This is a genomic window from Promicromonospora thailandica (genome assembly GCF_024171955.1).
GTDB classification, from domain to species: domain Bacteria; phylum Actinomycetota; class Actinomycetes; order Actinomycetales; family Cellulomonadaceae; genus Promicromonospora; species Promicromonospora thailandica.
The window spans coordinates 177,189-202,195 of the sequence record NZ_JAMTCS010000004.1 but is presented as its reverse complement, the minus strand read 5'-3'; the positions used below and the strand labels follow the sequence as shown (position 1 = coordinate 202,195).

At 75.7% G+C, this 25,007-nt stretch carries 20 protein-coding genes; 12 read left to right on the top strand and 8 right to left on the bottom strand.

What is annotated here, in order from left to right; translation table 11 throughout:
* Positions 1 to 94: 94 nt before the first annotated feature.
* Genes APR03_RS08030 through APR03_RS08020 form a run of 3 tightly spaced genes read right to left on the bottom strand, consistent with a single transcriptional unit; the run spans position 95 to position 3,281 of the window.
* Complete coding sequence (locus APR03_RS08030; protein ID WP_253834464.1) at positions 95 to 1,435, bottom strand: ABC transporter substrate-binding protein; 1,341 nt, start codon at positions 1,433 to 1,435, stop codon at positions 95 to 97.
* Between the two features lie 46 nt (positions 1,436 to 1,481).
* Positions 1,482 to 2,408, bottom strand: a complete 927-nt coding sequence (locus APR03_RS08025) for a carbohydrate ABC transporter permease (RefSeq protein ID WP_253834462.1) — start codon at positions 2,406 to 2,408, stop codon at positions 1,482 to 1,484.
* A gap of 3 nt (positions 2,409 to 2,411) precedes the next feature.
* Complete coding sequence (locus tag APR03_RS08020) at positions 2,412 to 3,281, bottom strand: carbohydrate ABC transporter permease (RefSeq protein WP_253834460.1); 870 nt, start codon at positions 3,279 to 3,281, stop codon at positions 2,412 to 2,414.
* 177 nt (positions 3,282 to 3,458) lie between these two features.
* On the opposite strand from APR03_RS08020, the gene APR03_RS08015 reads away from it, so the two are divergent.
* On the top strand, positions 3,459 to 4,547 hold the full coding sequence (locus APR03_RS08015; RefSeq protein ID WP_253834774.1) for a LacI family DNA-binding transcriptional regulator: 1,089 nt from the start codon (positions 3,459 to 3,461) through the stop codon (positions 4,545 to 4,547).
* Positions 4,548 to 4,688: 141 nt separating this feature from the next.
* The gene (locus APR03_RS25185; protein ID WP_253834458.1) at positions 4,689 to 5,423 is read left to right on the top strand and encodes a phosphatase PAP2 family protein; all 735 of its coding nucleotides are present in this window, start codon (positions 4,689 to 4,691) and stop codon (positions 5,421 to 5,423) included.
* On the opposite strand, the gene APR03_RS08005 is transcribed toward APR03_RS25185, so the two are convergent.
* Both APR03_RS08005 and APR03_RS08000 read right to left on the bottom strand, forming a co-directional pair.
* On the bottom strand, positions 5,402 to 6,958 hold the full coding sequence (locus APR03_RS08005) for a glycerol-3-phosphate dehydrogenase/oxidase (protein WP_253834451.1): 1,557 nt from the start codon (positions 6,956 to 6,958) through the stop codon (positions 5,402 to 5,404). The genes APR03_RS25185 and APR03_RS08005 overlap by 22 nt on opposite strands.
* 30 nt (positions 6,959 to 6,988) lie before the next feature.
* Complete coding sequence (locus tag APR03_RS08000; protein WP_253834449.1) at positions 6,989 to 7,615, bottom strand: TetR/AcrR family transcriptional regulator; 627 nt, start codon at positions 7,613 to 7,615, stop codon at positions 6,989 to 6,991.
* A gap of 49 nt (positions 7,616 to 7,664) precedes the next feature.
* Here APR03_RS08000 and APR03_RS07995 point away from each other — a divergent pair, with 49 nt between their 5' ends.
* Positions 7,665 to 9,287, top strand: a complete 1,623-nt coding sequence (locus tag APR03_RS07995; protein WP_253834447.1) for an FAD-binding oxidoreductase — start codon at positions 7,665 to 7,667, stop codon at positions 9,285 to 9,287.
* A gap of 9 nt (positions 9,288 to 9,296) precedes the next feature.
* The gene (locus APR03_RS07990) at positions 9,297 to 10,229 is read left to right on the top strand and encodes a diacylglycerol kinase family protein (RefSeq protein WP_253834445.1); all 933 of its coding nucleotides are present in this window, start codon (positions 9,297 to 9,299) and stop codon (positions 10,227 to 10,229) included.
* Between the two features lie 4 nt (positions 10,230 to 10,233).
* Here the strand turns inward: APR03_RS07990 and APR03_RS07985 are convergent, their stop codons facing one another.
* Positions 10,234 to 10,992: an IclR family transcriptional regulator gene (locus tag APR03_RS07985; RefSeq protein ID WP_253834443.1), complete on the bottom strand. Its 759-nt coding sequence runs from the start codon at positions 10,990 to 10,992 to the stop codon at positions 10,234 to 10,236.
* Positions 10,993 to 11,248: 256 nt separating this feature from the next.
* On the opposite strand from APR03_RS07985, the gene APR03_RS07980 reads away from it, so the two are divergent.
* The 4 genes from APR03_RS07980 (at position 11,249) to APR03_RS07965 (ending at position 16,161) form a co-directional block, all read left to right on the top strand.
* A complete protein-coding gene (locus APR03_RS07980) occupies positions 11,249 to 12,484 on the top strand; it encodes a cytochrome P450 family protein (RefSeq protein WP_253834434.1) in 1,236 nt (411 codons plus the stop codon).
* Between the two features lie 85 nt (positions 12,485 to 12,569).
* On the top strand, positions 12,570 to 14,150 hold the full coding sequence (locus APR03_RS07975; RefSeq protein WP_253834432.1) for a Re/Si-specific NAD(P)(+) transhydrogenase subunit alpha: 1,581 nt from the start codon (positions 12,570 to 12,572) through the stop codon (positions 14,148 to 14,150).
* Positions 14,147 to 15,568 (top strand): Re/Si-specific NAD(P)(+) transhydrogenase subunit beta, encoded by a 1,422-nt coding sequence (gene pntB, locus APR03_RS07970; RefSeq protein WP_372494800.1) that lies wholly within the window; start codon positions 14,147 to 14,149, stop codon positions 15,566 to 15,568. Before APR03_RS07975 ends, pntB begins: the two co-directional genes overlap by 4 nt.
* A gap of 167 nt (positions 15,569 to 15,735) precedes the next feature.
* Positions 15,736 to 16,161 carry a hypothetical protein gene (locus APR03_RS07965; RefSeq protein ID WP_253834430.1) on the top strand — a complete coding sequence of 142 codons (426 nt, stop codon included), beginning with the start codon at positions 15,736 to 15,738 and terminating at the stop codon, positions 16,159 to 16,161.
* 17 nt (positions 16,162 to 16,178) lie between these two features.
* Here the strand turns inward: APR03_RS07965 and APR03_RS07960 are convergent, their stop codons facing one another.
* A complete protein-coding gene (locus tag APR03_RS07960; RefSeq protein WP_253834428.1) occupies positions 16,179 to 17,600 on the bottom strand; it encodes a hypothetical protein in 1,422 nt (473 codons plus the stop codon).
* A 59-nt stretch (positions 17,601 to 17,659) separates the two neighbouring features.
* Here APR03_RS07960 and APR03_RS07955 point away from each other — a divergent pair, with 59 nt between their 5' ends.
* A complete protein-coding gene (locus APR03_RS07955) occupies positions 17,660 to 18,967 on the top strand; it encodes a glycosyltransferase (RefSeq protein ID WP_253834426.1) in 1,308 nt (435 codons plus the stop codon).
* A gap of 14 nt (positions 18,968 to 18,981) precedes the next feature.
* Here the strand turns inward: APR03_RS07955 and APR03_RS07950 are convergent, their stop codons facing one another.
* Positions 18,982 to 20,427, bottom strand: coding sequence for a hypothetical protein (locus APR03_RS07950; RefSeq protein WP_253834424.1), 1,446 nt, complete (start codon positions 20,425 to 20,427; stop codon positions 18,982 to 18,984).
* Between the two features lie 193 nt (positions 20,428 to 20,620).
* Between APR03_RS07950 and APR03_RS07945 the strand changes: the two genes are divergently transcribed.
* Genes APR03_RS07945 through APR03_RS07935 form a run of 3 tightly spaced genes read left to right on the top strand, consistent with a single transcriptional unit; the run spans position 20,621 to position 24,922 of the window.
* Positions 20,621 to 22,066, top strand: a complete 1,446-nt coding sequence (locus APR03_RS07945) for a condensation domain-containing protein (RefSeq protein WP_253834422.1) — start codon at positions 20,621 to 20,623, stop codon at positions 22,064 to 22,066.
* A complete protein-coding gene (locus APR03_RS07940; RefSeq protein ID WP_253834420.1) occupies positions 22,063 to 23,532 on the top strand; it encodes a condensation domain-containing protein in 1,470 nt (489 codons plus the stop codon). Before APR03_RS07945 ends, APR03_RS07940 begins: the two co-directional genes overlap by 4 nt.
* A complete protein-coding gene (locus tag APR03_RS07935) occupies positions 23,513 to 24,922 on the top strand; it encodes a condensation domain-containing protein (RefSeq protein WP_253834412.1) in 1,410 nt (469 codons plus the stop codon). Before APR03_RS07940 ends, APR03_RS07935 begins: the two co-directional genes overlap by 20 nt.
* Positions 24,923 to 25,007 lie beyond the last annotated feature (85 nt).

Genomic DNA, 25,007 nt, shown 5'->3' with positions numbered 1-25,007 from the left:
GTGGGGTTCCTCGAAGTTCTGTGCGGCACGAAGTGGTGACACGGACGACGGCGGGGGTGCGGCCCCCGCCGTCGTCACCGGTGGTGCGGTGGGGTCACTCGCTGACGGTGAAGCCCTGCTCGTCGCCGTAGCTGACGATCGACTCCTGCCAGGCGCCCAGGGCGTCGGTCAGCGGCGTCGAGCCCGTGTAGGCCTGGCCCACGGTGTCGGGGAAGACGCTGTTGGCGTAGACCTGGTAGGGCAGGTACTGCCAGCCCTCGACGACGCCGGTGGCCGACGCCGAGAGCACCTCGTTGATCTTCTGCCCGCCGAAGTACTCGGGCTCCTCCGCGAGGAACTCCTCGTCGGTCAGGTCGGCCAGCGTGGCGGGGAAGTTGCCGCCCTCCAGGCGGGTCGCGACCCCGTCGCCGGCGTTCGCGTACTCGAGGAAGCCGTAGGCCAGCGCCTTCTTCTCGCTCGCCTCCGTGATCGCGAGCGACGAGCCGCCGTTCTCGGCCGTCTCGTTCGCGCCCGCGGTCCACTGCGGCATGGGGGCCACGCGCCAGTCGCCCGCGGCCGGTGCCGCACCCGACTCGAGGTTGGCCGGCATCCACGCGCCCGTCACGAGCGCCGCGATCTCGCCGCTGCCGAGGCCCTGGAACCACTCGTCCGACCAGCCCGGGACGTCCGCGAGCAGGCCCTCGTCGATGAGCTGCTGCCAGGTCTCGGCGAACTTCGTGGAGCCCTCGTCGGCCAGGTTCACGGTCACGTCGGTGCCGTCCACCTCGAACGGGTGACCGCCGGCCTGCCAGATCATCGAGGTCGCGAAGCCCGCGTCGCCGTTGTCGGCCGTGATGTACGTGTTCGGGTCGTGCTCGTGGATGGCGCGCGCGGCCTCGACGAACTCGTCCCAGGTGGCGGGCACCTCGACGCCGGCCTCCTCGAACGTCTTCGCGTTGTAGAACAGCGCCATGGGGCCGGAGTCCATCGGCAGGCCGTAGACGGCGTCGCCGTCGGTCACCGCGTTCCAGGTACCGGGCGAGTAGGTGCCGTCGAGCTCGGACGCGCCGAACGGCGCAAGGTCGGCCAGCGACCCGGCGATCGAGAACTGCGGCAGGGCGTAGTACTCCATCTGGGCCACGTCGGGCACGCCCGACCCGGCGCCGATCGCGTTCTGGAGGGCCACGTAGTGGTCGTTGCCGGTGCCGACGTTCGCCAGCTCGACGTCCACGTTCGGGTACTCGGCCTCGAACTCCTCGACGACCTTGTCCAGCGTGGGCTCCCAGGCCCACACGAGCAGGTCGCCGCCCTCCTCGAGGGCCGCGGCGACGTCCTCGGGGGTGACGTCCTCGGCGGCGCTGGGACCGTCGGACCCGGACCCGCACGCGGTCAGGGCGAGCGCCAGGGCGCCTGCCGCGGCGACCGCGCCGACGGCGCGGTGGTGGCGGATGGTCATGGTGGTTCCTCTCACTTCATCGTCAGATCTGGGGAAGGGGTGAAGGTCATTCCTTGACGCTGCCCGCGGCCAGGCCCGACTGCCAGTAGCGCTGCAGCAGCAGGAACGCCACGACGAGCGGCAGGATGGTCAGGAGGGAGCCGGCGATCACGAGGTTGAAGATCGCCTCCCCGCCGGCCGTGGTCGCCTGCGCGTTCCAGGCGTTCAGGCCCAGCGTCAGCGGGTACCAGTCCGGGTCGCGCAGCATGATCAGCGGCAGGAAGTAGTTGTTCCACGTGGCCACCACGGTGAACAGCAGCACCGTGACGATGCCGGGCGCCATCATCGGCAGGCACACCTGGAAGAAGGTGCGGGCCTCGCCGGCGCCGTCGATCCGCGCGGCCTCGATGATCTCGTCCGGCACGGCGTCGGTGGCGAACGTCCACATCAGGTAGAGCCCGAACGGCGAGATGAGCGACGGGATGATCACCGACCAGGGCGTGTTCGTCAGGCCCATGTTCGCGAACATGAGGAACGTGGGCACGGCCAGCGCCGTGCCCGGCACGGCCACGGCGCCGATCACGACGGCGAACACGGCGCGCTTGCCGGGGAAGTCGAACTTCGCCAGGCCGTAGCCGCCGAGCAGGGCGAGCAGGGTGGCGCCGCCCGCGCCCAGCACCACGTACAGCAGGGTGTTGAGGAACCAGCGGCCGAACACGCCGCCGTCGTAGGTCAGGACGCCGACGATGTTGTCCCACAGGGCGAAGTCGCCGCTGAACCACAGCCCGAAGGAGCTGAACAGGTCGGGCTGCGTCTTGGTGGCGTTGATCAGCAGCCACACCAGCGGGATCAGGGCGTAGACCCCGATCAGGGCGGTGAGCACCGTGAGCAGCACGCTGCGCGTGGGGCGGGCGTGCGAGGTGCGGCGCACCCGCAGGCGGGGCCGGGAGCTGCGCGCCCGGACGGTGGGCGCGGTCATCAGGACGTTGCTCATGGCTCAGGCCTCCTTGCGCATGCCGCGCAGCTGGACCACGTAGGCCACGAGCATCGTGAGCACGCCCATGATGATCGCCACCGTGGCCGAGTAGTTGTACTGCTGGCCGGAGAACGACAGCGAGTAGGCGTACAGGTTCGGGGTGTAGTGCGTCGAGATGTAGTTGGGCGACAGCGGCTGCAGGATGCTCGGCTCGTTGAAGAGCTGGAACGAGCCGATGATCGAGAAGATCGTCGCGATCACCAGCGCGCCGCGGATCGCGGGCAGCTTGATCGCCGAGATCACCCGCCACGGCCCCGCGCCGTCGATCTCCGCCGCCTCGTAGAGCGACGTGGGCACCACGCGCAGCGCCGAGTAGAAGATCAGCATGTTGTAGCCCACGAACTCCCAGGTCACGATGTTGCCGATCGCGGGGAGCACCAGCGTGGAGGCCAGCGGGTCCGGGATGTTCGTGCCGAGCAGGTCGTTGAAGTTGCCGACCAGGCCGAACCGCTCGCCGTACATGAAGCCCCACATCAGCGCCGCGACCACGCCGGGCACGGCGTAGGGCAGGAAGATCGTGAGGCGGAAGAAGTCACGCCCGTACAGCCGGCCGCTGTCGAGCGCGAGCGCGACCAGCAGGGAGATGCCGAGCATCACCGGCACCTGCACCAGCAGGAACAGCGTCACGCGGCCGACGCCGGCCCAGAACTGCGGGTCGCTCAGCGCCCGGGCGTAGTTGTCGAGCCCGACGAACGACGTGCCGCCCACGAGCTGCGTCTGGAACAGGCTCAGCCAGAGCGAGTAGGCGATCGGCGCCAGGAAGACCAGGGCGAAGACGGCCATGAACGGCCCGACGAACCCCCATCCGGTCCAGCGGCTGCGGCGTCGCATCCGTCTCGCGGTCTTGGGCACGGCCGGTGGCGATGCGAGCGTGGTCACAGGAAGTCGCTCCTTCACGAGTGGGGTCACCAGGTCGTCGTGTTGACGTCAACATGGTGACGCGGACTAGGGTGCTCGTGAGTCTCCCGGGTGTCAAGCGCGCGCCGGGACGAGACGCATCACGAGGAGGTGGGTGCCGTGGAGGGCAGAGGTCCGTCCCTGGCCGACGTCGCGGAGCTCGCCGGGGTCTCGACCCAGACCGTCTCCCGCGTGTCGATGGGCCTGGACAACGTGCGCCCGGCGACCCGGGACCGGGTGCTGGCCGCGATGGCGCAGCTCGGCTACGCCCCCAACACCGCGGCGCGCGCGCTGCGGTACGGGAGCTTCCGGACGATCGGCATGATCGCCCACCGGCTCGCCCGCACGGGGGAGTCCCGGACGGTCGAGGCGGTGGTCGAAGCGGCACGTCACGAGGGGTACACCGTGACGCTGGTCGATGTCGAGAGCCCGTCGTCGCAGGACATGGCCGCCGCCGCGACCCGGCTGTCCCACCAGGCCATCGACGGGCTGGTCATCGTGCGCGCCGAGACCGCCACGCCGGACACGCTCGCGCTCCCGCCCCGCATGCCGGTCGTGGTGTCCGACTCGCGGTTCGTGGGCCACCACCCCGCCGTCGGCGCCGACCAGGCCGACGGCGCCCGCCAAGCGACCCGGCACCTCCTGGACCTCGGGCACCGCACCGTGCACCACGTCGCCGGGCCCGCGGGCTCGGCACCCGCGCAGGTGCGCGCCGAGGCGTGGCGGGCCACGCTCGACGCGGCCGGCGCCGTCGTGCCGCCCGCCGAGGTGGGGGACTGGACCGCCGGCTCGGGCTACGCGGCCGGACGGCGTCTCGCCGCCGACCCCGAGGTGACGGCGGTGTTCTGCGCCAACGACGAGATGGCCGCCGGGGTGCTGCGCGCGCTGCACGAGGCCGGCCGCTCCGTGCCGGGCGAGGTCTCCGTGGTCGGGTTCGACGACATACTGCTGGCCGAGCACCTCTGGCCGCCGCTGACCACCGTGGCGCAGGACTTCGACGAGATCGGCCGCCGCCTGGTCGCCCGCCTGCTGCGCCAGGTGCGGGACGGTCGCCGCACGGGCACCGACGAGGTGCGCCTGGCCGAGACGACGGCGGCCGAGGCGGAGCCCCCGGACGGCGCCGACCTGCACGAGGTCGTGCCGGTCGAGCTGCGGGTCCGTGCGAGCACCGCCCCACCCCCGGTACGGTCTGTCCCGTAGGCGGGGTGGGCGGTCCGGGTGAGGGAGTGAAACATCTCATGCCGGCGACGTCCGGACGACACGCGTCCGGCACCGAACATTCACCCCGGGGCCCGTAGGATCGGCTCGACGGCGCAACCAGAGGGCAGGGGTGGTACACGAGTGGAGTCACAGTCCGCGGGGACTCTGCTCGACCCGCCGACCCGTCCGACGTGGCGCAGCTCCGTGGTGGCCGCCGTCGTCGGCGCCCTCGTGTTCGCCGTCTGCATCTGGCAGGTCGTGGTCCGCGGGCCGTTCATCGCGTGGGACTGGCAATTCCACTACTACGTCGACGCGCACCACCCCATGGGCTGGGCCAAGATCTTCCTCGACGTCATGGCCAGCGTCACGGGCGAGCGCCTGTTCACGATCCCCATGGTGGGCGGCACCGCCTGGTACGTGGCGCGCAAGCAGGGCGGGCCCGGCTCGTTCTGGAACATCGCCACGCGCCGGCCGATGATGGCCGTGCTCGCGGGCCTGGCCACCATCGCGTCCATCGGCTACGGCACCAAGTTCGGCCTCGGGCGCACCGGCCCGCACCACAACATGGACGTGCTGCACGCGGGCGGCCAGGCCTTCCCCTCGGGCCACGCCGCCAACACGTTCTTCACCGGCTTCTTCATCCTCTGCCTGCTGTTCTCGCAGGCCGGCCTGTACCCGAGCCGGAGCCGCCTGCGCCGGATGATCCCGGTGGTCGGGGTCGTCGTGATGATCGCGGGCGCCCTCATGTCGTGGCTCGACTACCACTGGCTGAGCGACATCCCCGGCGGCTGGCTGCTGGGCTTCATCGCCTGCATGGTGGCGCTGTCGGTGCTGCGCGCCGGGCCGCGCCGGCCTCAGAGCCGCGCCAGCACCTGATCCACGACCTCCCGCACGGCGTCGGCCACCGCCTCCCGGTCCGCCGGGACCAGGCCGATGCGGGTGCGCCGGTCCAGCACGTCGTCGGCGTCGAGCGCGCCCTCGTGCGTGACCGCCCACTCCACCTCGGCGCGCGTCACGTCCAGGTGCTCCGTACCGGGTGCGCCCCCGCCGACGAGGTCCGCGGCCCCCGCCACCGTGGCGGACGCGAGCACCGTGGCGGCCTCCGCCCCGTACCGGGCGGCGAGCCCAGGCGGCAGGTGCCGGGCGTCGCCGGGGCCGGGCGCCCCGACCAGCGGCAGGTCCGCCGTGCGGCACGGCCCCGACCGTAGGCCCGCGTGCCGCACCGCGAGGTCCACGGCGTCCCGCGCCATGGCCCGGTACGTGGTCAGCTTGCCGCCCAGCACGTTCACCGCCCCCGTCGCGCGGGACACCGCCACCAGGTGCTTGCGGGACACGTCCGGCGACGCGGCGCCGCCCGACCCCGCCACGTCGACCAGCGGCCGCAGCCCCGCGTAGGCGCCCACGACCTCGTCGGGCAGCAGCGGCCGGTCCAGGGCCACCGACACCGTGCGCAGGAGGAAGTCGATCTCCGGGCCCGTCGGCTCCGGCACGTCCGGGACGGGGCCCGGGGCCTCCTCGTCGGTGAGGCCCACGATCACCCGGCCGAGCTGCACGGGCAGGGCGAACACGTAGCGGGAGCCGCGGGAGCCCGGCACCGGCACCATGAGCGCGCCCGCCGGGCCGCCCAGGCGCGCCGCGGGCACCACGACGTGCGTGCCGCGGCTGGGCCGCAGCCGCACCGACGGGTCCACCGTGCCCGCCCACACGCCCGTCGCGTTCACGACCGCCCGGGCCCGCACGGTCAGGGACGCGCCCGTGCCCGTGTCCTGGAGCGTCGCGCCGTCGGCGGCCAGGCGCACGGCCCGCGTGCGCGTGAGCACGACCGCGCCCAGACCGGCCGCGGTACGGGCGAGCGCGACGACGAGGCGCGCATCGTCCACCAGCTGGCCGTCGTGCGCCACCCACGCCCCGGCCCGGTGCGCGGGCGCGACCGCGGGGAACAGGCGCGCCACCTCGTCCGGGCGGGCCCGGTGCGGAGCGGGCAGCACCCGCGACGACGTCCGCGCGTCCCGGCGCAGCAGGTCGCCCAGCCCGAGACCGACGCCCGCCGTCAGCCGCTGGGCCGGGCCGCTCCCGGGCGTGCGCGGCAGCACCTGCGGCAGCGCCCGGACCAGGTGCGGCGCCGTGCGCGTCATCAGTACGTGGCGCTCGCGGGCGCTCTCCCGCGCGACGCCGACGTCGCCCGTGGCCAGGTAGCGCAGGCCGCCGTGCGCCAGCTTGGAGCTCCAGCGGGAGGTGCCCCAGGCCAGGTCCCGCTCCTCGACCAGGGCGACGGACAGGCCCCGGGCCGCCGCGTCGAGCGCCGCGCCCGCGCCCGTCACGCCTCCGCCGACCACGAGCACGTCGACCGTGCGGGAGGTCAGCGCGTCGAGCTCGTCCGCGCGGCGCCGGGCGGTGAGGGCGGTGGACATCGGTCCTGCTTCCGGTGGGTGACGACGGGGTCAGGGGCGGAGGTAGCCGTCGAGCGTGCGGGCGAGCTCGGTGCGCAGCGCCCCGGCGTCGATGACGGTGGTCACCGTCTTGTGCGAGAGCACCGCCGACTGCGAGACGAGCAGCACCATGACGGCCATGTCGGTGGCGGAGCCCGCGCGGACCGTTCCGCCGGCCTGTCCCGCGGCGATCGCTGCGGCGAGCCACTCGAGCACCACGCGCTGCGACCGGCCGATCCGCTGGAAGGAGTAGCGCGTGAAGACCTCGGGCTCGGCCTCCAGGAGGCGGGCGAGCACGGGGTCGGCGTGGAACGCTTCGCCGAACCGGACCACCTTGTCGACGAGCGTCGCGCGGTCGGCGGCCTGCGGGCCGACCTGCGTGATGATCCGCTGCATGCGGTGGGCGACGAGGGCGCGCAGCACGTCGTCGGCCGACTCCCAGCGGCGGTAGACCGTGGGGCGCGAGACGGAGGCCGAGCGGGCGAGCTCCGCGATCGACAGGCCGCGCGTGCCGCGGGTGGCCACCAGCTCGGAGGCGGCCTCCAGCAGGCGCGCCTCGACCGGGTCGGCGCCGGCAGGGTGGGCGACGGTGGTGGCGGTGTCGGCGTGCCGCACCGGGGGGTCGTTACGAATTGTCATCTTGTGTCAAACTGTAACGCACCTCACCCGAGACGACCCGGAGGACTCCGTGAGCACGCAGCCACAGGACGAGCGCCTCGACATGCGCTGGGACGGCTGGGGCGACCCGGCCCGGGCCCACGGCCTCCCGGGCGGCGTGAAGCTGCTCCTCGGCGCGGTGCTGGGCCGGGTGCCCAAGGCGCCGCCCGGCCCCGACCTCGCTGACGTCCGGATCAGCACGCCGCCCCTGCCGGACCCCGACCTCGCGGCGCTGGCCGGCGTGGTCGGCGCGGAGCACGTGCGCACGGGGCACGACGTGCGGCTGCTGCACGCGGGCGGCAAGTCGACGCCCGACCTGCTGCGCCGTCGGCAGACCGAGCAGGCGGCGCCGGGCGCCGTCGTGCTGCCGGGCACGGACGACGAGGTGGCGGCGGTGCTGGCCGTCGCGGGCGAGCGCGGCCTCGCGGTGGTGCCGTTCGGCGGCGGCACCGCGGTCACCGGCGGCCTGGAGCCCGACGCGGGCCCGCACCGCGGCGTGGTCAGCCTGGACCTGCGCCGGCTGTCCGGACTGATCGCGTTCGACGACGTCGACCAGGAGGCCACCTTCGGCGCGGGCACGACGGCGCCCGCCGCCGAGGCGGTGCTGGGGGAGCGAGGGTTCGAGCTCGGGCACTTCCCGCAGAGCTTCGAGTTCGCGACGCTCGGCGGGTTCGCCGCGCTGCGCTCCTCGGGCCAGAGCTCGGCGGGCCACGGGCGGTTCGACGCCATGGTCACGGGCCTGCGCGTGGTGACCCCCACGGGCACGCTCGACCTGGGCCGTGCGCCCGGCTCGGCGGCGGGGCCCGACCTGGTGCGGTGGTTCCTCGGCTCGGAGGGCACGTTCGGCGTGATCACGCGGGTCCGCGTGCGGGTGCACCCCGTGCCGGAAGCCCGCCTGTTCGACGCGTGGACGTTCGGCGGCTTCGCGGCGGGCGCCGACGGCCTGCGCCGGGTCGCGCAGCTCGGCACGGGGCCCACCGTGATCCGCCTGTCCGACGAGGCCGAGACGGCGGTGTCGCTGGCGCAGGTGGGCAGCATCGGCCGGGCGCTGACGAAGGGGTGCTCCGCCGTCGTCGTGCACGAGGGGCCCGCCGACCTGGCGGCCGCGCGTCGCGCGGCCACGAGCCGCGTGCTGCAGGAGGCGGGCGGCGTGCCCGCCGCGCCCCGGCTCGCCGCCGCGTGGGACCACGGCCGCTTCAAGGCGCCGTACCTGCGCGACGCGCTGCTCGCGCACGGCGTGTTCTGCGAGACCCTGGAGACGGCCACGACCTGGTCGAACCTGCGCGCACTCAAGGCTTCCGTCACCTCCGCGCTGACGCAGGGGTTCGACGGGGCCGACGCGCGCCACCGCATCCTGTGCCACGTGTCGCACGTCTACCCGACGGGCGCGTCGCTCTACTTCACGGTGATCGCGGGCCTGGGCCCCGAACCGCTCGACGCCTGGCTGCGGATCAAGGCCCGGACCAACGACGCGATCATGGCGGCGGGCGGCATGATCACCCACCACCACGGCGTGGGCACGGACCACGCACCGTGGCTGGAGCAGGAGATCGGCCCGGCGGGCGTGCGGATGCTCCGGGCCGTGCGGGCCGAGCTCGACCCCGCGGGGATCATGAACCCGGGCGCGCTCCTCGCCCCCGCGCGGGTCCGGTAGGTTGCGCGCATGACAGAGCCGTCAGGCGGGCACGTCGCCGTGCTCGTGAACCCCGTGTCGGGGCGCGGGGCCGGTGCGGACAGCGGGCAGGTCGCGGTCGAGCGGCTGCGGGCGCGGGGCGCCGTCGTCCGGGTCTACGAGGGGGCCGGCGAGCGCGAGACCGTGGAGCTGGGGCGACGCGCCGTCGAGGAGCGGCCCGACGTGCTCGTGGTGGTCGGCGGCGACGGCACGGTCTCGGCGGTGCTCGGACCGGTGCTGGCCGCCGGCGTACCGCTCGCGGTGATCCCGGGCGGTACGGGCAACGACCTGGCCCGCGAGCACGGCATCCCCCTGCACGACGCCGCCGCCGCGGCCGACCTCGCGCTCGACGGTGCCCGGCGGCGGGTCGACGCCGGGACCGTCACGGCCGCCGACGGCACGGTGCGGCACTTCGTCACCGTGCTGTGCGCGGGCCTGGACTCCCTGACCAACGAGCGCACCAACCGCATGACCTGGCCCACCGGGCCGGCCCGGTACAAGGTGGCCGTGTACCTGGAGTGGCTGCGGCTGCGCCGGTTCGGCTACCGGCTGCACCCCGCGGGCGCGCCGCGGCTGGACCGCGACGGCTACATGCTCGCGGTCGGCCTCACCCGGTACTACGGCGGCGGCGTGCCGATCTGCCCGGACGCCGAGCCCTCCGACGGGCTGCTCGACGTCACGCTGATCGAGGCCGTGGGCCGGTTCCGGGTGCTCGCGTTCGACGCCCTCGTCAAGGCGGGCGACCACGTCGGGCGGCCCGGGGTCACGACGCTGCGGACGTCCGCGCTCCGGCTCGAGGGGCCGGCGGGCCTGGTGGCCTACGCCGACGGCGAGCCGGTGGGCGCCGTGCCGCTCACGGTCGAGGCGCACCGCGAGGCGCTCACGCTGTGCGTGCCGCGGTCCGGCAGCGCTCGTGCGGTCTGACCGCTCAGGCGCCGGCCAGATCGCTCGCCACCAGGCGGAGCTCGCGGCGGGCGTGCTGGGGGACCATCTCGTCGGGCACAGTGAGCCCCACGGCCCACGCCGCCTCGCCGTGCCGGCGGGGCACGAGGTGCGCGGCGCACGTGATGCCGTCGCGGAACTCGCCGTGCTCCTCGACCACCGCGTCCGGCCGCATGCGGGCGAGCTGCCCGTCGAGCGCCGTGATGTCCGTGGCGGTGCGCGGCGTGAACTTGCGCAGCCCGGCCTCGACCACGAGCTCGTGGCGCTCGCGGCGGGACATGCCGAGCAGCAGGGCCTTGCCGAGCGCGGTGGCGTGGGCGGAGACGTCCAGCCCGCGCTCCAGGTCCTCGAGGTAGGGCGAGCCCGGTGCCTCCGCGTAGTCGACGACGACGACGCGCCCCGCGCTGATGCGGCCCAGGTAGGCGCTGTACCCGGTGCTCTGGGCGAGGTGGCGCAGCACCTCGCGGGTGTCGGGACCGCGGCCGAGCGAGCCGAGCTGCTCGTAGAAGCGGTTGCTCACCTGCTCGCCGACGTCGTACGTGCCGTCCTTGAGCCGCGCGACGTAGCCCGCGTACGCGAGCGTCCGCACCAGGTGGTACGTGGTGGAGAGGTTGAGGCCGCTGCGCCGGGCGATGGCCTTGACGGGCAGGCCTGGCGACCGGGTGACCACCTCGAGGACCCGGAGGGCGCGCGCGACGCTCTGCACCAGGTCGTCCGGGCGTTCCCGCTCGGAGTACAGAGTCACGTGCCCCCCTTGCTCGTCGGTGGTGCCGCCTTGCTCGTCGGTGGTGCCCGCCGGGTGGCTGTGGCACCACCCGGATGGGTCTCGACAGGGTGGTTCGAGGGTGCGACAGTGTATGCCCTCGCAGACATGGTAGCCACGGCGGGGGCCGTGGTCACGACTGCGACAGCGACACGGGTGGGTTCACCCTGGGCGATCGAGGACGACTGCACAGAGTGGTGGATCCATGAAAATACCTGAACCCGGGCATATCGGGCAAGTGCTTCGGCTTGACGGTCTGTCCGGTGTCGTCCCCCTGAGATCCCTGGTGGAGGCGTCGGCGCTGCCCGACCCCCGCGAGCTCTACGACGAGCTCGAGCGCGACTGGGGCGAGGTGGCCCCCGTCGAGCTGGAACCGGGCGTCCCCGCCTGGCTCGTCCTGGGCCAGCGGCTCGTCTACGAGGTGATGCGGGGCGAGCACCTCTTCGCCACCGACCCCCGCACGTGGAACGGGCACGCCCGCGGTGGCCTGCCGCCGGGGTCCGGCCTGCGCCCCGTGCTCACGTCCCACCAGCGCCTCGCCGCCAACCACACCGACGGGGCGCTGCGGCGACGCCTGCGCGTGCCGCTCGACGACGCCTTCGAGCAGCTCTCCGAGAGCATCACCGCCGCCCGCACCCGTACCTTCTGCACCCTGCTCATCGACCGGTTCGAGGACCGCGGGCGTGCCGACCTCATGCTCGAGTACGCGTCGATGATCCCGCTGCTCGTCGTCGCCGACATGATCGGGTTCGACCCCGAGGACGGGCAGCGCCTCTTCGACCTCACGCGCCTCGTCGCGGGCGGCCGCCCCGGTGCGGCCGAGGCCGTGGCCGAGGTGGACCGCATGCTGGTGGCGCTCGCGGCGGCGCGGCGCGCCCGCCCGCGGCGCGACCTCGCCAGCGCGCTGGTCGCGCACCCGAACCTGCGGGACGACGTCGAGGTGGCGCACTCCCTGCTCGTGGTGGCCTACTCCGGCAACCTGACGCTCACCGCCTGGGTGGGGCAGACCCTGCTGCGTGCCCTGACCGACGCGCGCTTCTCCGGCCGGCTGCACGGCGGCCGGATGGACCTGGACCACGCCATGGACGAGGTGCTGGCGCGCTCGACACCCACGATCCACACGCTGCCGCGGTTCGCGCGCCAGGAGATCGTGCTGGGCGACAAGGTGGTCGCGGCGGGGGACCCGCTCGTGCTCGCGATCCACGCCGCCAACACCGACCCGCGCACGGACACGGGCGACCCGTGGGACCACGTCGGCAGTCGTGCCCACGTCTCGTTCGGCACCGGGCCGCACGCCTGCCCGGCGCCCCGGACCGCCCGGGTGATCGCGCGGATCGCCGTCGAGACGGTGCTGCGCCGCCTGGACCTCACGCTCCGGGTGCCGGCGGCGGAGGTCACCTGGGAGCGCGCCCTGTGGATCCGGCAGCCGGTGAGCCTGCCGGTCACGTTCCCGCGGCCGGTCGTCTCGGCCTGAGGCGGGGCCCGCCGGGCGTGTCGCCCCGCGGCCGGGGCGTGTCGGAGGCACAGGGTAGGTTGCGCACGTGAGCGAGGAGGGTCACATGCGCATCGGCATACCGGACGACGGCGGACCGCTCGTGCCCGCCACCCCGACGACCGCGGCCCGGCTGGTCGGCCTGGGCTACGAGGTCGCGGTCGCGGCGGGGGCCGGCGCGGGGGCAGGCTTCCCCGACGCGGCCTACGCGGCGGCGGGGGCCTCGGTCGTGCCGGACGCCGAGGCCTGGGCCGCAGACGTGGTGGCCGTGACCCGCGCCCCCGCGTCGCTCGCGGCACCCGGTCCGGCGGCCCTGCGGCCCGGCGCGGTGCTGATCGCCCAGATGTCGCCGGCCGCGCGGCCCGAGCTGCTGGCCGAGCTCGCGGACCGCGGCGTGACCGCCCTCGCGCTGGACGCCGTGCCGCGCATCTCCCGCGCGCAGTCGCTGGACGTGCTGAGCGCGCTGTCGAACGTCGCGGGGTACCGCGCCGTGGTCGAGGCGGCGGCCGAGTTCGGCGGGATGTTCTCCGGCCAGGTCACCGCGGCGGGCACCACGCCCCCCGCCACCGTCTTCGTCATCGGCGCGGGCGTGGCCGGGCTCGCGGCCATCGGCGCGGCCGGCAGCCTCGGCGCGCAGGTGCGCGCCTTCGACGTGCGACCGGAGGCGGCCGAGCAGATCGAGTCCATGGGGGCCACGGTGGTCCGGGCCGACGACGCGGCCCAGCAGGTCAGCGCCGACGGTTACGCCCAGGCGCTCACGGCCGACCAGGAGGCCGCGGCCCTGCGCGCGTACGCGGCCGAGACCGCAGGGGCCGACGTCGTGGTCACGACGGCGCTCGTGCGCGGCACCGCGCCCACCACGATCACCGCCGAGATGGTCGCGGGCATGCGCCCCGGCAGCGTCGTCGTGGACCTGGCCGCGCCCGGCGGCGGCAACTGCGAGCTGACGGTGCCCGGCGAGCGCGTCGTGAGCGACAACGGCGTGGTGGTGCTCGGGTACACCGACCTGCCTGACCGCATGCCCCGGCACACCTCCGAGCTGCTCGGCACCGCCGTGGCCAACCTGGTCCAGCTCGGCACGCCGGACGAGGACGGGCGGCTCGTGCTCGACCTGGACGACGTCGTGGTGCGCGGCATGACCGTGGCCCGCGACGGCGAGGTGCTGTGGCCGCCCCCGCCGGTCGCGGTCTCGGCGGGGGCGGCGGTCGCCGAAGGGCCGGGTGCCGCTGCCTCCGGGGCGGCCCCCGCGGCGGCCGCCCCGGCGCCGGCCCGGGCGCGGCGGCCGGCCGGCCGCGTCGTCCTGCTCGCGGTCGCGGCCGTGCTCGGGGTGCTCGCGGTGGCGGCCTCCCCGCCGGACCAGGCCGCGCACTTCACGGTGCTGGCGCTGGCCGTCGTGGTCGGGTTCTACGTGATCTCGCACGTCACCCACGCACTGCACACCCCGCTGATGTCCCAGACCAACGCCATCTCGGGGATCATCCTCGTCGGCGGCATGCTCCAGATCGGCTCGTCGGACCCGGTGGTGACGACGTTGGCCGTGCTGGCCTCGGCGGTGGCGAGCATCAACATCTTCGGTGGCTTCCTGGTCACGCACCGCATGCTCGGCATGTTCCACCGCGGCGGTGCCGGCGAGGGGAGCGGGCGATGAGCACGGGGATGAGCGTGGAGTCGGTGGTGCAGGCCGTGTATCTCGTGGCGGGCGTGCTGTTCGTGCTGTCGCTCGCCGGCCTGTCGCGGCAGGAGACGGCGCGCCGCGGCGTGCTGCTCGGCATGTGCGGCATGGTGCTCGCGCTCGCCGCGACGGTCGCCCTGGCGCTGGTCCGGTCCGAGCGGCCCGTCGGGGTGACGGCGGGGCTGATCCTGCTGGTGCTCCTGGTCGGCGCCGCCGTCGGCACCTGGCGGGCCCGCACGGTCGAGATGACCCAGATGCCGGAGCTCATCGCGCTGCTCCACTCGTTCGTCGGCGCGGCGGCCGTGCTGGTGGGCTTCGGGTCCTACCTCACGGAGCCCGCGACGCCGGGGGCCGGCGGCACGGTGCACCTGGTCGAGGTCTTCCTGGGTGTGCTGATCGGCGCCGTGACCCTCACGGGCTCGGTGGTGGCGTTCGGCAAGCTCTCGGCGCGGCTGCGCTCCTCGCCGCTGCTCCTGCCCGGCCGCAACTGGCTCAACCTCGCCGCCGTCGTGGCCTGCGGCGGGCTGCTCTGGTGGTTCCTGACGGCGCCCGCGGTCGGCCTGGTGCCGCTGCTGCTCATGACGCTGGTGGCGCTGGCCCTGGGCTGGCACCTGGTGGCGGCGATCGGCGGAGGCGACATGCCCGTCGTCGTCTCGATGCTGAACTCCTACTCCGGGTGGGCGGCTGCCGCGGCGGGCTTCATGCTGGGCAACGACCTGCTGATCATCACCGGGGCGCTGGTCGGCTCCTCGGGTGCCATCCTCAGCTATCTCATGTGCCGGGCGATGAACCGGTCCTTCGTGAGCGTGATCCTGGGCGGGTTCGGCGCGGAGACCGGCGCCGCCGCACCGGGCGGCCCGGTCGAGCCGGGCACCTACCGCGAGACGACGGCGCTCGAGGTGGCCGACCGGCTCACCGCCGCGCGCTCGGTGATCGTGGTGCCGGGCTACGGCATGGCCGTGGCGAAGGCCCAGTACCCGGTCGCGGACCTCGTCGCCCGGCTCACGGCGCGTGGCACCACCGTCCGGTTCGGCATCCACCCCGTGGCGGGGCGCCTGCCCGGGCACATGAACGTGCTGCTCGCCGAGGCCAAGGTGCCGTACGACCAGGTGCTCGGCATGGACGAGATCAACGGCGACTTCCCCGCGACCGACGTCGTGCTCGTGATCGGCGCCAACGACACGGTCAACCCGGCCGCGCAGGACGACCCCGGCTCGCCCATCGCGGGCATGCCGGTGCTCGAGGTGTGGCAGGCTCAGGAGGTGGTGGTCTTCAAACGGTCCATGGCCACGGGCTACGCGGGCGTGCAGAACCCGTTGTTCTTCCGTGAGAACACAGCCATGCTGTTCGGAGACGCGAAGGAGCAGGTGGAGCTGATCGTGCAGGCGCTCTGAGACGGGCGCCGGTGGTCCGGCACAGGGCGCCAGGGGGCGGCGGCCTGCGCCTACAGGTGGTCAGGCGCGGGTGAAACGAAGGTACCGCGCTGTGATCGCGGGGTAACGACTTGGTATAAAGGGGCGCGCCAGGAAAGCCCGGCGCAGTCCCTCAGTGCGGAGGCCGAGTGTTGACACGCTCTCTCGCGACCGGTGCGGTCGCGGTCGTCGGGTTCCTGGCGCTCGTCGCGACCACGGAGCTCTTCTGGTTCGGGCCCCCGACCGGCGCGCAGAACGCCGGCGAGCTGTTCGCGTCGTTCGGCGGCGCGGCCCTGACCTTCATGACGTGGGCCGCGGTCGGCTGGAGCGTCGCCCGCATGGCCCGCGCCCTGCGGCTGGCCCGGTTCTCGCTGCCGATCGGTCTGGCCGTGCCCGCCGCGGCCGTCGTCGCCTTCGCGGTCACGGCCGAGCTGGACGCCTGGTCCACGGGGTTCGGCGTCGTCTCGTTCGCCGCGGCGTCGGCCGGGGTGCTGGCGACGCGCCGCCGCCGGAGCACCCCCGCCCCTGACCCCGTCGAGGAGCCGGGCCACCCCCCGCTCCGCATGGCGGCCTGACACCGGCCCACCCTTGCTCACCAGAAGCGGACCGGGAGTCCGTGCCGGGCGTAGACCGTCTCCACCGCGGCACGCACCTGGCCCGGCTCGCCCAGCCGCTCGATGTCGAGGCCGAGCACCACGAGCGTCGCGACGCCGTCGTGCTCGGACCACCACGAGTCCAGGCCGCCGCGCATCTGTCGCAGCCGGCCCCGGGTCAGCCCCTGCGTCACCCCGCGCATGAGCACGCTCGTGGCCGGCGTGCCGAGCGGCGCGGCGAACCCCGCCGGCAGCCTTCCCAGGTTCGAGGCCAGGCACAGCGGCGCGGTGGCGTCGCGCGCGGCGCGCTTGGCCACGGCGTCCGGCACCATCTGCATGAGCGGCTTCAGCGGCCCCAGGGTGTCCACGCGCGTGCCCGACGTCAGGGCCCGGAACTCCGCGGACGCGCTCGCCCGGATCTGCGCCATGTCGGCCACCACCCCGGCACGCTCCGGCGCCGGCGTCACGGTCGTGTCGACGGTGATCGACACCCCCGACGTCGCGTTCGACCGCAGGTCGTCCTTGCCGCGCAGGCTCACGGGCACGGACACCCGCACCGGCATGCCCGCGGTCGCCGCGCCGGCCGCCAGCAGGATCTCCGTGCACACCGCGATGAGCAGCGAGTTCGCCGTGCCGCCCGCGGCGTGGGCCGTGCGGTGCCAGGTTGCGGCGTCGGTGTCGACCACGACGACGGGCGGGTGCGCCGGCTGCGTGTCGTCGGCGCGCGGCTCGGGGCGCGGCCGGTCCGAGGACTGCTGCGCCAGCACCGGCGGCACGGGCCCCTGGCGCACGGCCCGGCGCAGACCGCCCACGGCGGCCCGGGCCTGCCCGGTCGCGTCGCGCAGGTCGGCCACCAGCCCCGTGCGGATCCGCTCGCCGTCCCGCGGCAGACGGCGGGGGCCGGACGGCGACGTGAAGCCGCCGGTGTCGTCCGCGCGGAACCCGGCGGCGGCGACCGCGGCCTGGAGGGCACCCACGTGCATGCCGCCGTCGGCGACCACGTGCGACGTGACGAAGCTGAGCACGCTGCCCCCGCTCACCGTGGGCGCCGCCGCGAGAGCCCAGGTGGGGCCCTGCTCCGGGTCGAGGTGCGCCTGGGCCTGCCGGTCCGCCCAGGCGAGCACCGCGTCGTCGCGCACGGGCGTGGACTCGATCGCCGGATCGAGCGAGACCGCCGACGCCGACCACCGGGCCCGCGCGCCGGGCAGCCGCCCCGGCCGGACCACGCGCTGCAGCGGACCCTCGGTCAGGCCGCGGTGCAGGGCCCGCACCGCGCGGGGCTCCAGCGGCACGGGCAGCCGCCAGACGGTCTGGTTGACCACCGAGACCCCGAGCACGCGGCGGGTGCGCAGGAACAGGTCGTCGTCGTAGGTGAGGCGGTTGGTCGCCGCCGGGTCGGTGAGGGTGGCTGGGCTGGTCACGGGGCCTCCGGTGCGGATGCGGTGCGGGTGAAAGAGCCGTGGGTCGGTAGGGTGCGCGCGTGCGTCACGTCATGGCCCTGGTGGGCAGTCGAGGAGATGTCCAGCCGGCGCTCGCGGTCGCGCTGGAGCTGCGGCGCCGCGGGCACGAGGTGGTGACCGGCGTGGCCCCCAACCTGGTTCCGCTCGCGGGACGGCTGGGTCTGGACCCCGTGCCGCTGGGCATCGACTCGGCCCGGCTGCTGGGTTCGGACCTGGTGCGGCGGGACATGCGGTCGGCCCACCCCGTGCGCCGGGTGCGGGCGCTGCGCGCCGTCGCGGCGGCGGGCTGGGCCGAGCTGCGGACCGGGCTGACGGCGCTGCTGGACGACGTCGGCGGCGCCGACACCGTGGTGACCGGCCCGCTGGGACAGGAGGTCGCGGCCGCCGTGGCCGAACGGCGCGGGCTGCGCACGGCCGCCCTGCACTACTGCCCCGTGCGGGCCAACGGTGTGGTGGCGCCGGTCGGCGGGCTGCGCGGGCCGCGCGCGACCCGGGCGGCGTGGGCGCTGGGGGAGCGCGTGCGCTGGGGTCTTACCCGGCGCGCGGAGAACGAGCAGCGTGCCGCCCTCGGCCTGCCCGGCACCCGGGTGCACCTGCCGGCTCGCCTGCGCGACGCCGGTGCCGTGGAGATCCAGGCCTACGACCCGGTGCTGGTGCCGGGCCTGGCCGCGGAGTGGGGGCCGCGCCGCCCGCTCACCGGTTTCCTCGCCCTGGACGACGACGCCCGCGCCCGCCTGGGCGAGACCGGCGCGCGGGCCGGCGACCGGCTCGACGCGCGGGACGGCGGGCTCGACGACTGGCTGGTCGACGGCGACCCGCCCGTGTACGTCGGGTTCGGGTCGATGCCGGTCGCCGACCCCGCCGCGCTCCTGGCCGCCGTCGACGCCGCGTGCGCGCAGCTCGGGGTGCGGGCGCTGGTCAGCGCGGGCTGGAACGACTTCTCGGCGGTCGCGGCGGGCGGCACCGGCGCGCGGGTCCGCGTCGTCGGCGCGGTGGACCACGCCGCGGTGCTGCCCCGCTGCCGGGCCGCGGTGCACCACGGCGGCGCGGGCACCACGGGGGCCGTGCTGCGGGCGGGGCTGCCCGCCGTGGTCGGCTGGTACTCGGCCGACCAGCCCCTGTGGGGCGAGCTGCTGCGCCGGGCAGGGGTCGGCGTGGCCCGGCGGGCGAGCGCGCTCACCGAGCCCGGCGTCCTGGCCGGCGCGCTCGCCGAGGTGCTCGACGACGCCACGGCGGCCCGCGCCACCGCCCTCGCGGCGCGGCTCGTGCCCGCCGGCCGGGCGGTCGCCGCCGCGGCCGACGCGCTCGACGGCGGCGTCCGGGTCTGACCGGGCCCGGGCTGTCACCACGGCACCGCGGGCAGACGCCAGGCGGCGGCCTCGGCGAGGACGAGTGCGCGCAGCGTGCCGGCGTCGGGCACGCGGTCGGGGTCGAGGGCGGCGACGCTGAGCGTCGTCGTCGGGCCCACCGTGGTGCAGAAGGCGACCAGGCCGCCGCCCGCTGCGCGCAGCTCGGCGGCCGTGGCGCCCTGGTAGTGCGACAGGGTGGCGACCGCGCGGACGGACCCGCCGGGCGCCTGGGTGTAGCCCGCGGGCGGCTTGCCCAGGTTGGAGGCCAGTGCCGCCGCGACGGGCGGCTGCGGCAGGCGGCTGACGACGGTGTCGGGCAGCATCTGCACCAGCTCGAGCGGCACCGGCGCGGCGCCGGGCTCCGCCTGGCCGACGGCGGCGTACGCCTCCTTCGCGGCGGACCGCACCCAGCCGAGGTCGCGGGCGTCGAGCACGTCCGCCGGGATGGTGACGCGGGCGATCTTGGTGGAGTTGGCGCGCGGGTCGTCCGGCGCGCGGGTGGCCACGGGCAGCGCGACGGGTACCGGCTCGCCCGGGAAGCGGCCCGTGGCGTGCACGAGCCGCGCGAGGAACGCGACGAACCAGGTGTTGGGCGTGCCGCCGCGCTCGGCGGCGGCCTCGGCCACGCGCTCCGAGGGCAGCTCGACGTGCAGCACGGGGGCGCGCCACGTGCCGGGGTCGCGGGGCGGCGGCGCGGCCTGGGCCGCGGCGGGCAACCCGGCGGGCGTCCGCGCCGCGGCGGGCAACCCGGCGGGCGGTCCGGTCGTCGGCTCGGCCCCGGCCGGAAGCCCGGTCGCCGTCGCGTCCGGTCCCGCCGCCGCCCGCCGGTCGCGCGCCGCCTGCCGCGCGCGGGCCTGTGCCCAGCGCGCCACGGCCGCCGCCTGGGCCGCGGCGTCGGCGGCGTCGGCCAGCAGGGCCCGGCTCCCGCGCTCCGGCACCGGCACGACGATCGGGTCGGCGTGCGTCGCGGCGCGCACCACGGCGTCGATCAGGGCGGCGCCGTCGGCGACGGCGTGCGCGCACGTCAGGGACACGATCCCGCCGACGACGGCCGCGCCGTCGTCGCCGTCGGCCACGACGTCGGCGGCGGCCAGCCGCCAGGACCGGCCGCGGGCGGGGTCGAGCGGCACGTCGGCCTCGGCCTGCGCCCAGGCGCCGATCCCGTCCTCGGCCACGGCCGCGGTGCGCAGGTCCAGCACGGGCAGGGTGCCGGCGGGCGCCCACCGGTGCCGCGCCCCGGGCACGCGGGCGCGGACCACCCGACGGTGCAGCGCGCCCTGGCCGAGGCGTTCGGCCAGGTCACGGAGCCGGTCGGCGTCGTACGGGCCGTCCAGCCGCCACAGCACCTGGTTCACGGCGGGGCTCGCGCCGCCCTCGTGCCGGCGCAGGAACATGTCGTCGGCGAACTGCAGGCGCAGGGTGCGTGGCGTGTCGGTCACGCTCGTCTCCCGTCCGGTTCGGGCACGGTCGTCTTCAAGTGGCAGACCATACCCGGCATATCGCAGGGGACTAACTTTCACCCGGCATATCCGGTATAAAGGTCGCCGCAAGGGGACTGCGGAACTCGTCCGACGTCGTGCCGGCCGTGCCCACACCGACTCGCCCACACAACGACTCGAGGGACCCGCACGTATGGAATACACCGAGCTGTCGGCCTACGAGCTGCCCGCCGGGACCGTGACGTCGTGGACGCCACGCGCCGACGCCGGACGATGGCAGCAGGACCCGCGCGACCTGTCGCCGGGTCACGAGGCCCACCTGCGCGACTCCGAGCCCGGCTCCTGGATCGGCTCGGTGCTGCGGGTGCCCGGCCCGTACGAGCCCGAGGCGCTGCGGCGCGCGATCCACGCCTGGATGAGCCGCCACGAGGTGCTGCGCACCACCGTCACGCGGGACGCCGACAGCGGCTGGCGCCGCGTCACCGCCCCGGCCGAGGCCGTCGCCGTCCGCGACCTCGTGGTCGGCGACCTCACCGCCACCCAGGTGGGCACGCTGCTGCCCAGCCTGCTCGCCGACGTCTCGCCCACCGCCTGGCCGCACTGCGTGCTCGCGAGCGTCGTGCCCGAGCCGAGCCCCGCGGCCGACGACGGCTTCGTGCTCGCCTTCGGCGCCGACCACTCCGTGATGGACGCCTACTCCCAGCTGCTCTGGTTCGAGGAGATCGTCTCGCTGTACGACGCCGCCCGCCGCGGCGTGCCCGACGCCGAGCTCCGCGCGCTCGAGGTGGGCTCCCACGTCGACTTCTCCGCCGAGGACCGCAAGCTGGCCATGACGCTCGCCGCCGACGGCGAACCCGTGCGCCGCTGGCTCGACTTCCTCGGGCCGGACGCCGCGTTCCCGCGCTACGCCGGCGTCACGCGCCCCGCCGCCGGCGCCGCCGAGGCCGCCCGCCCGCAGGCGTCCCGCTCCGAGTGGCTCGCCACCGTCGAGCAGACCGACGACCTCAGCGACCGCAGCCGCGCCCGGGGCGCGTCGGCACAGTCCGGGGTGCTGGCCGCGTTCGCGCACGCCGCGCGCCGGGTGCACGGCGTCGACCGCCTCCGGTTCGTGCTGCCGATGCACACCCGGTACGCGCCGCAGCACGCCGCCGCGGTCGGCTGGTACGTGGGCCTGTGCCCCGTCGACCTGGACCTGAGCGGCACCCGGCCCCTGCTGCGGGAGGTGGACGGCGCCGCCGGCCCGGCGCACGTGGTCGACGGCGACGCCCTGACCGCCTCCGTCGAGCGGGTGCACGCCGCGATCTCGGCCGGGAAACCCCTCGTGCGGTACTCGTTCGCCCGCGTCGCCGAGCTCGGCGGGATCGCCGACACCCCCCACTTCGCCGTGTCGTACGTCGACACCCGGTTCGTGCCCGGCGCCGAACGCTGGAGCTCCTGGTCCGCGCGGACCCTGCGCAGCCCCGCCTACGGCACCGACGAGCTGTACCTCTGGTTCCTGCGCACCCACGAAGGGCTCAACGTGTCCACCCGCCACCCCGACACCCCCGAGGCGCACGCCGCGATGGACGCCCTGATCACGGAGCTGCGCACCAGCCTGGGCGCCTTCGGCTCCGCCGGGCTGCGGGAGGCGGTCGCATGATCCTCGGCGCGCTGGGCACCTGGACCACCGCCCCCGGCCAGGTGCTGCACGTGCGGCCGACGGCGCCGGCGCTCGCCGCCGCGGCGTCCGCTCCCGTGGACCCCGGCCCGCCGTCGTTCCTGCAGGGCGACCACCTGCGCGCCTACGCCGCCCGCCGCGCCGCGGGCGGCGTGCACCGGGCGTGGACCGGCACCGCCACCCACCTCGACGGCCCGTTCGACGGCCCTGCCCTCGCCCGGGCGCTCACCCGCTTCGTGCGGCGCCACGAGGGCCTGCGCACCTGGTTCGACGTCGACGCCGGCGACCCCGTGCGGCACCTGGTCCCTGCCGATGCCGTCGCCTTCGAGACGGTCGAGGTGCCCGCGTTCTCGCCCACGCCCGGCCTGCCGTGGGACGAGTGGCTGACGACGCACCTGACCGCGACGTTCGACGCCGCCTGCCGGCCCGACTCCTGGGCCCCGTTCGCGCTCGGCGTCGTGGTGACCGACGACGGCCTCGGCCTCTTCTGGGGCTGCGACCACGCCTTCACCGACGGCGCGTCCCAGCTCATGGTGCTCAGCGAGATCGAGGAGCTGTACCAGGCCGAGCTCGGCGGCGACGCCCCCGACGAGCCCACGACGGCCGGGTCGTTCCTCGACCACGCCCGGGCCGAGCACGCCCTGGCCGCCGCGACACCGCCCGACGCCCCGGAGATCCAGGCCTGGTCCGGCGCCGTCACCACGCACGGCGGCCGGCTGCCCCGGTTCGCGCTCGACCTCGGCCTCCCGCCGGGCGAGACCGCGCCCGTACGGATCCGCTCGGCCGACCTGCTCGACGCCGACGGGCTCGCCCGGCTCGAGGCGCTCGCGGCGGAGCACGGCGCCCGGTTCACCGGCGCGGTGTTCGCCGGGATCGCGCTCACCGACGCGCGCCTGACCGGCGCCGCCGACTGGTTCGGCGTGACCGTGGTGGGCTCGCGCGGTCCTGGCTTCGAGACGGCGCAGGGCTGGCTCTGCAACTTCGCCCCGGTCACGTTCCCGGTGTCCGAGGGCGGCACCCCGGCGTCCTTCGGCGCCGTCCTGCCCGTGGCGGACGCCGCGTTCCGCCGGGCCCGGGCCGTGGCGGCGGTGCCGGTGCACGCCGCGCTCGGCGTCATGCTCGCGGGCGGCGTGCTCGACCCCGCCTCGCTCGGCAGCCCGCAGCTCATCAGCTACCTCGACCTGCGGCGGTTCCCCGGCGCGGGCCGCCCGGCCTACGCCAACGGCCTGCACTTCACGGGGGAGGGTCGCACCGCCAACGCGTCGCTGTGGGTCAACCGCGACCACGAGCGGCTGTACGTGGTGATGCAGACGCCGGACGTGCCGTCCGCGCAGGCCGCCGCGGACCGGTACGTGGCCGAGCTCAGGGCGACGTTCGCGGCGGCAGCGGATCCTGGCGAGCCGGGGACCGAGCGCCGGGAGGAGACGGGTGCGGCTCGCCTCGGCTGACCTCTGGGAGCCGGCGCCGGGCCGGGTCGTCACCTGGGACGTGCGCCCGGGCCGGGACCGCGCGCCGGTCCCGGCCCCGCTCACGTTCAACCAGCGCAACCACCTGCTCGGCGCGGCGGCGGGGGAGCCGAGCGTGTGGATCGCGGCCGCGTTCGACGTCGACGGACCCGTCGACGTCGAAGCTCTCGAGGCCGCGTTCCGGGAGCTCGTGGACCGGCACCCCGGCCTGCGGGTCGAGGCGCTCCGCGAGGATGCGGCGGGTACGGCCGGCGACGTGCGCCTCGTGCGGCACGACGCCCGCGCGCTGGTCTGGGAGCGGTACGAGGGCCCTGCGACCGCCACCGTGGCGCAGACCCGGGAGCACCTCGTGGCCGAGCTCGGCCGCCGGTGCGCGCCGTTCGGGTACCCGGCGTTCCTGCCCGCGGCGATCAGCCGGGCGGGGCGGTCCACGGTGGTGCTCGGGATGGACCACCTGCACACCGACGCGTGGTCGACCGCCGTCGTCGTCGACGAGCTGGCCGCCGCGTACGCCGCGCACACCCGGCAGGAGGTCACGGCGTCCGCTCCGGCGGCCGTGGTCGGGGCGGACGCCGTGCCGCGGCCGGTGCCGCTCCGCGTGGGCGACGACGACCCCCGCCTCGCCGCGTGGCACGGCTTCCTGCGGGGCCGCGGCTGGGCGCTGCCCACGTTCCCGCTGCCGCTGGGCGTGCCCGACGGCGCCCGCCTGCCCCAGCGCACCGTCGTCGTGCCGCTGTGCGACGCCGCGACCGCCGACGCGGTGGGGGCACGAGCGCGGGCCGCGGGGGCGTCGACGTCCGCGGCCGTGCTGACCACGCTCGCCCGTGCGGTGCGCGACCTGGGCGGGCCGGCGACGCTCGAGACCCTGCTGCCTGTGCACACCCGGGCGGACGCCGCGGCCCGCGGGTCGGTCGGCTGGCACACCACGACCGTGCCGTTGCGGATCGACACGGAGGGTCCGGCCGTGCCGGCCCGGGACTGGGCGGGCGCCGTGCGCCCGCGACCCGCCGTGCCGGACACCGCCCTGGCCGCGACGGGCAAGGCGCTGCGGGCCGCGCGCGAGCTGGCGGCGGTACCGCTCGAGCGGGTGGTGGAGTCGCTGCCCGAGCCGCTGCGGTTCGAGCGGGTCGACATCTTCCAGGTGTCGTACCTGGACTACCGGCGGCTGCCGGGGTACGCGGCCGCGGTGCGGCACGACGCGCACCACGTGTCCGCCGCGACCCGGGCGGACGACCTGCAGCTCTGGGTGACGCGTACCGACGACGGCCTCGCCGTCCGCGCGCGCATGCCCCGGACGCCGGAGGCGACGACGACGGTCGACGCACTCCTGACCCGCTGGGCAGCCCTGCTGGCGGCTCTGCCCCGAGGTTGAGCCGAGAACGACCTGAGGTACCGGACCTGCAGCGATCCGGTACCTCAGGTCGTTCTCGACGACCCCCCGAGGGGGACAGCGAACG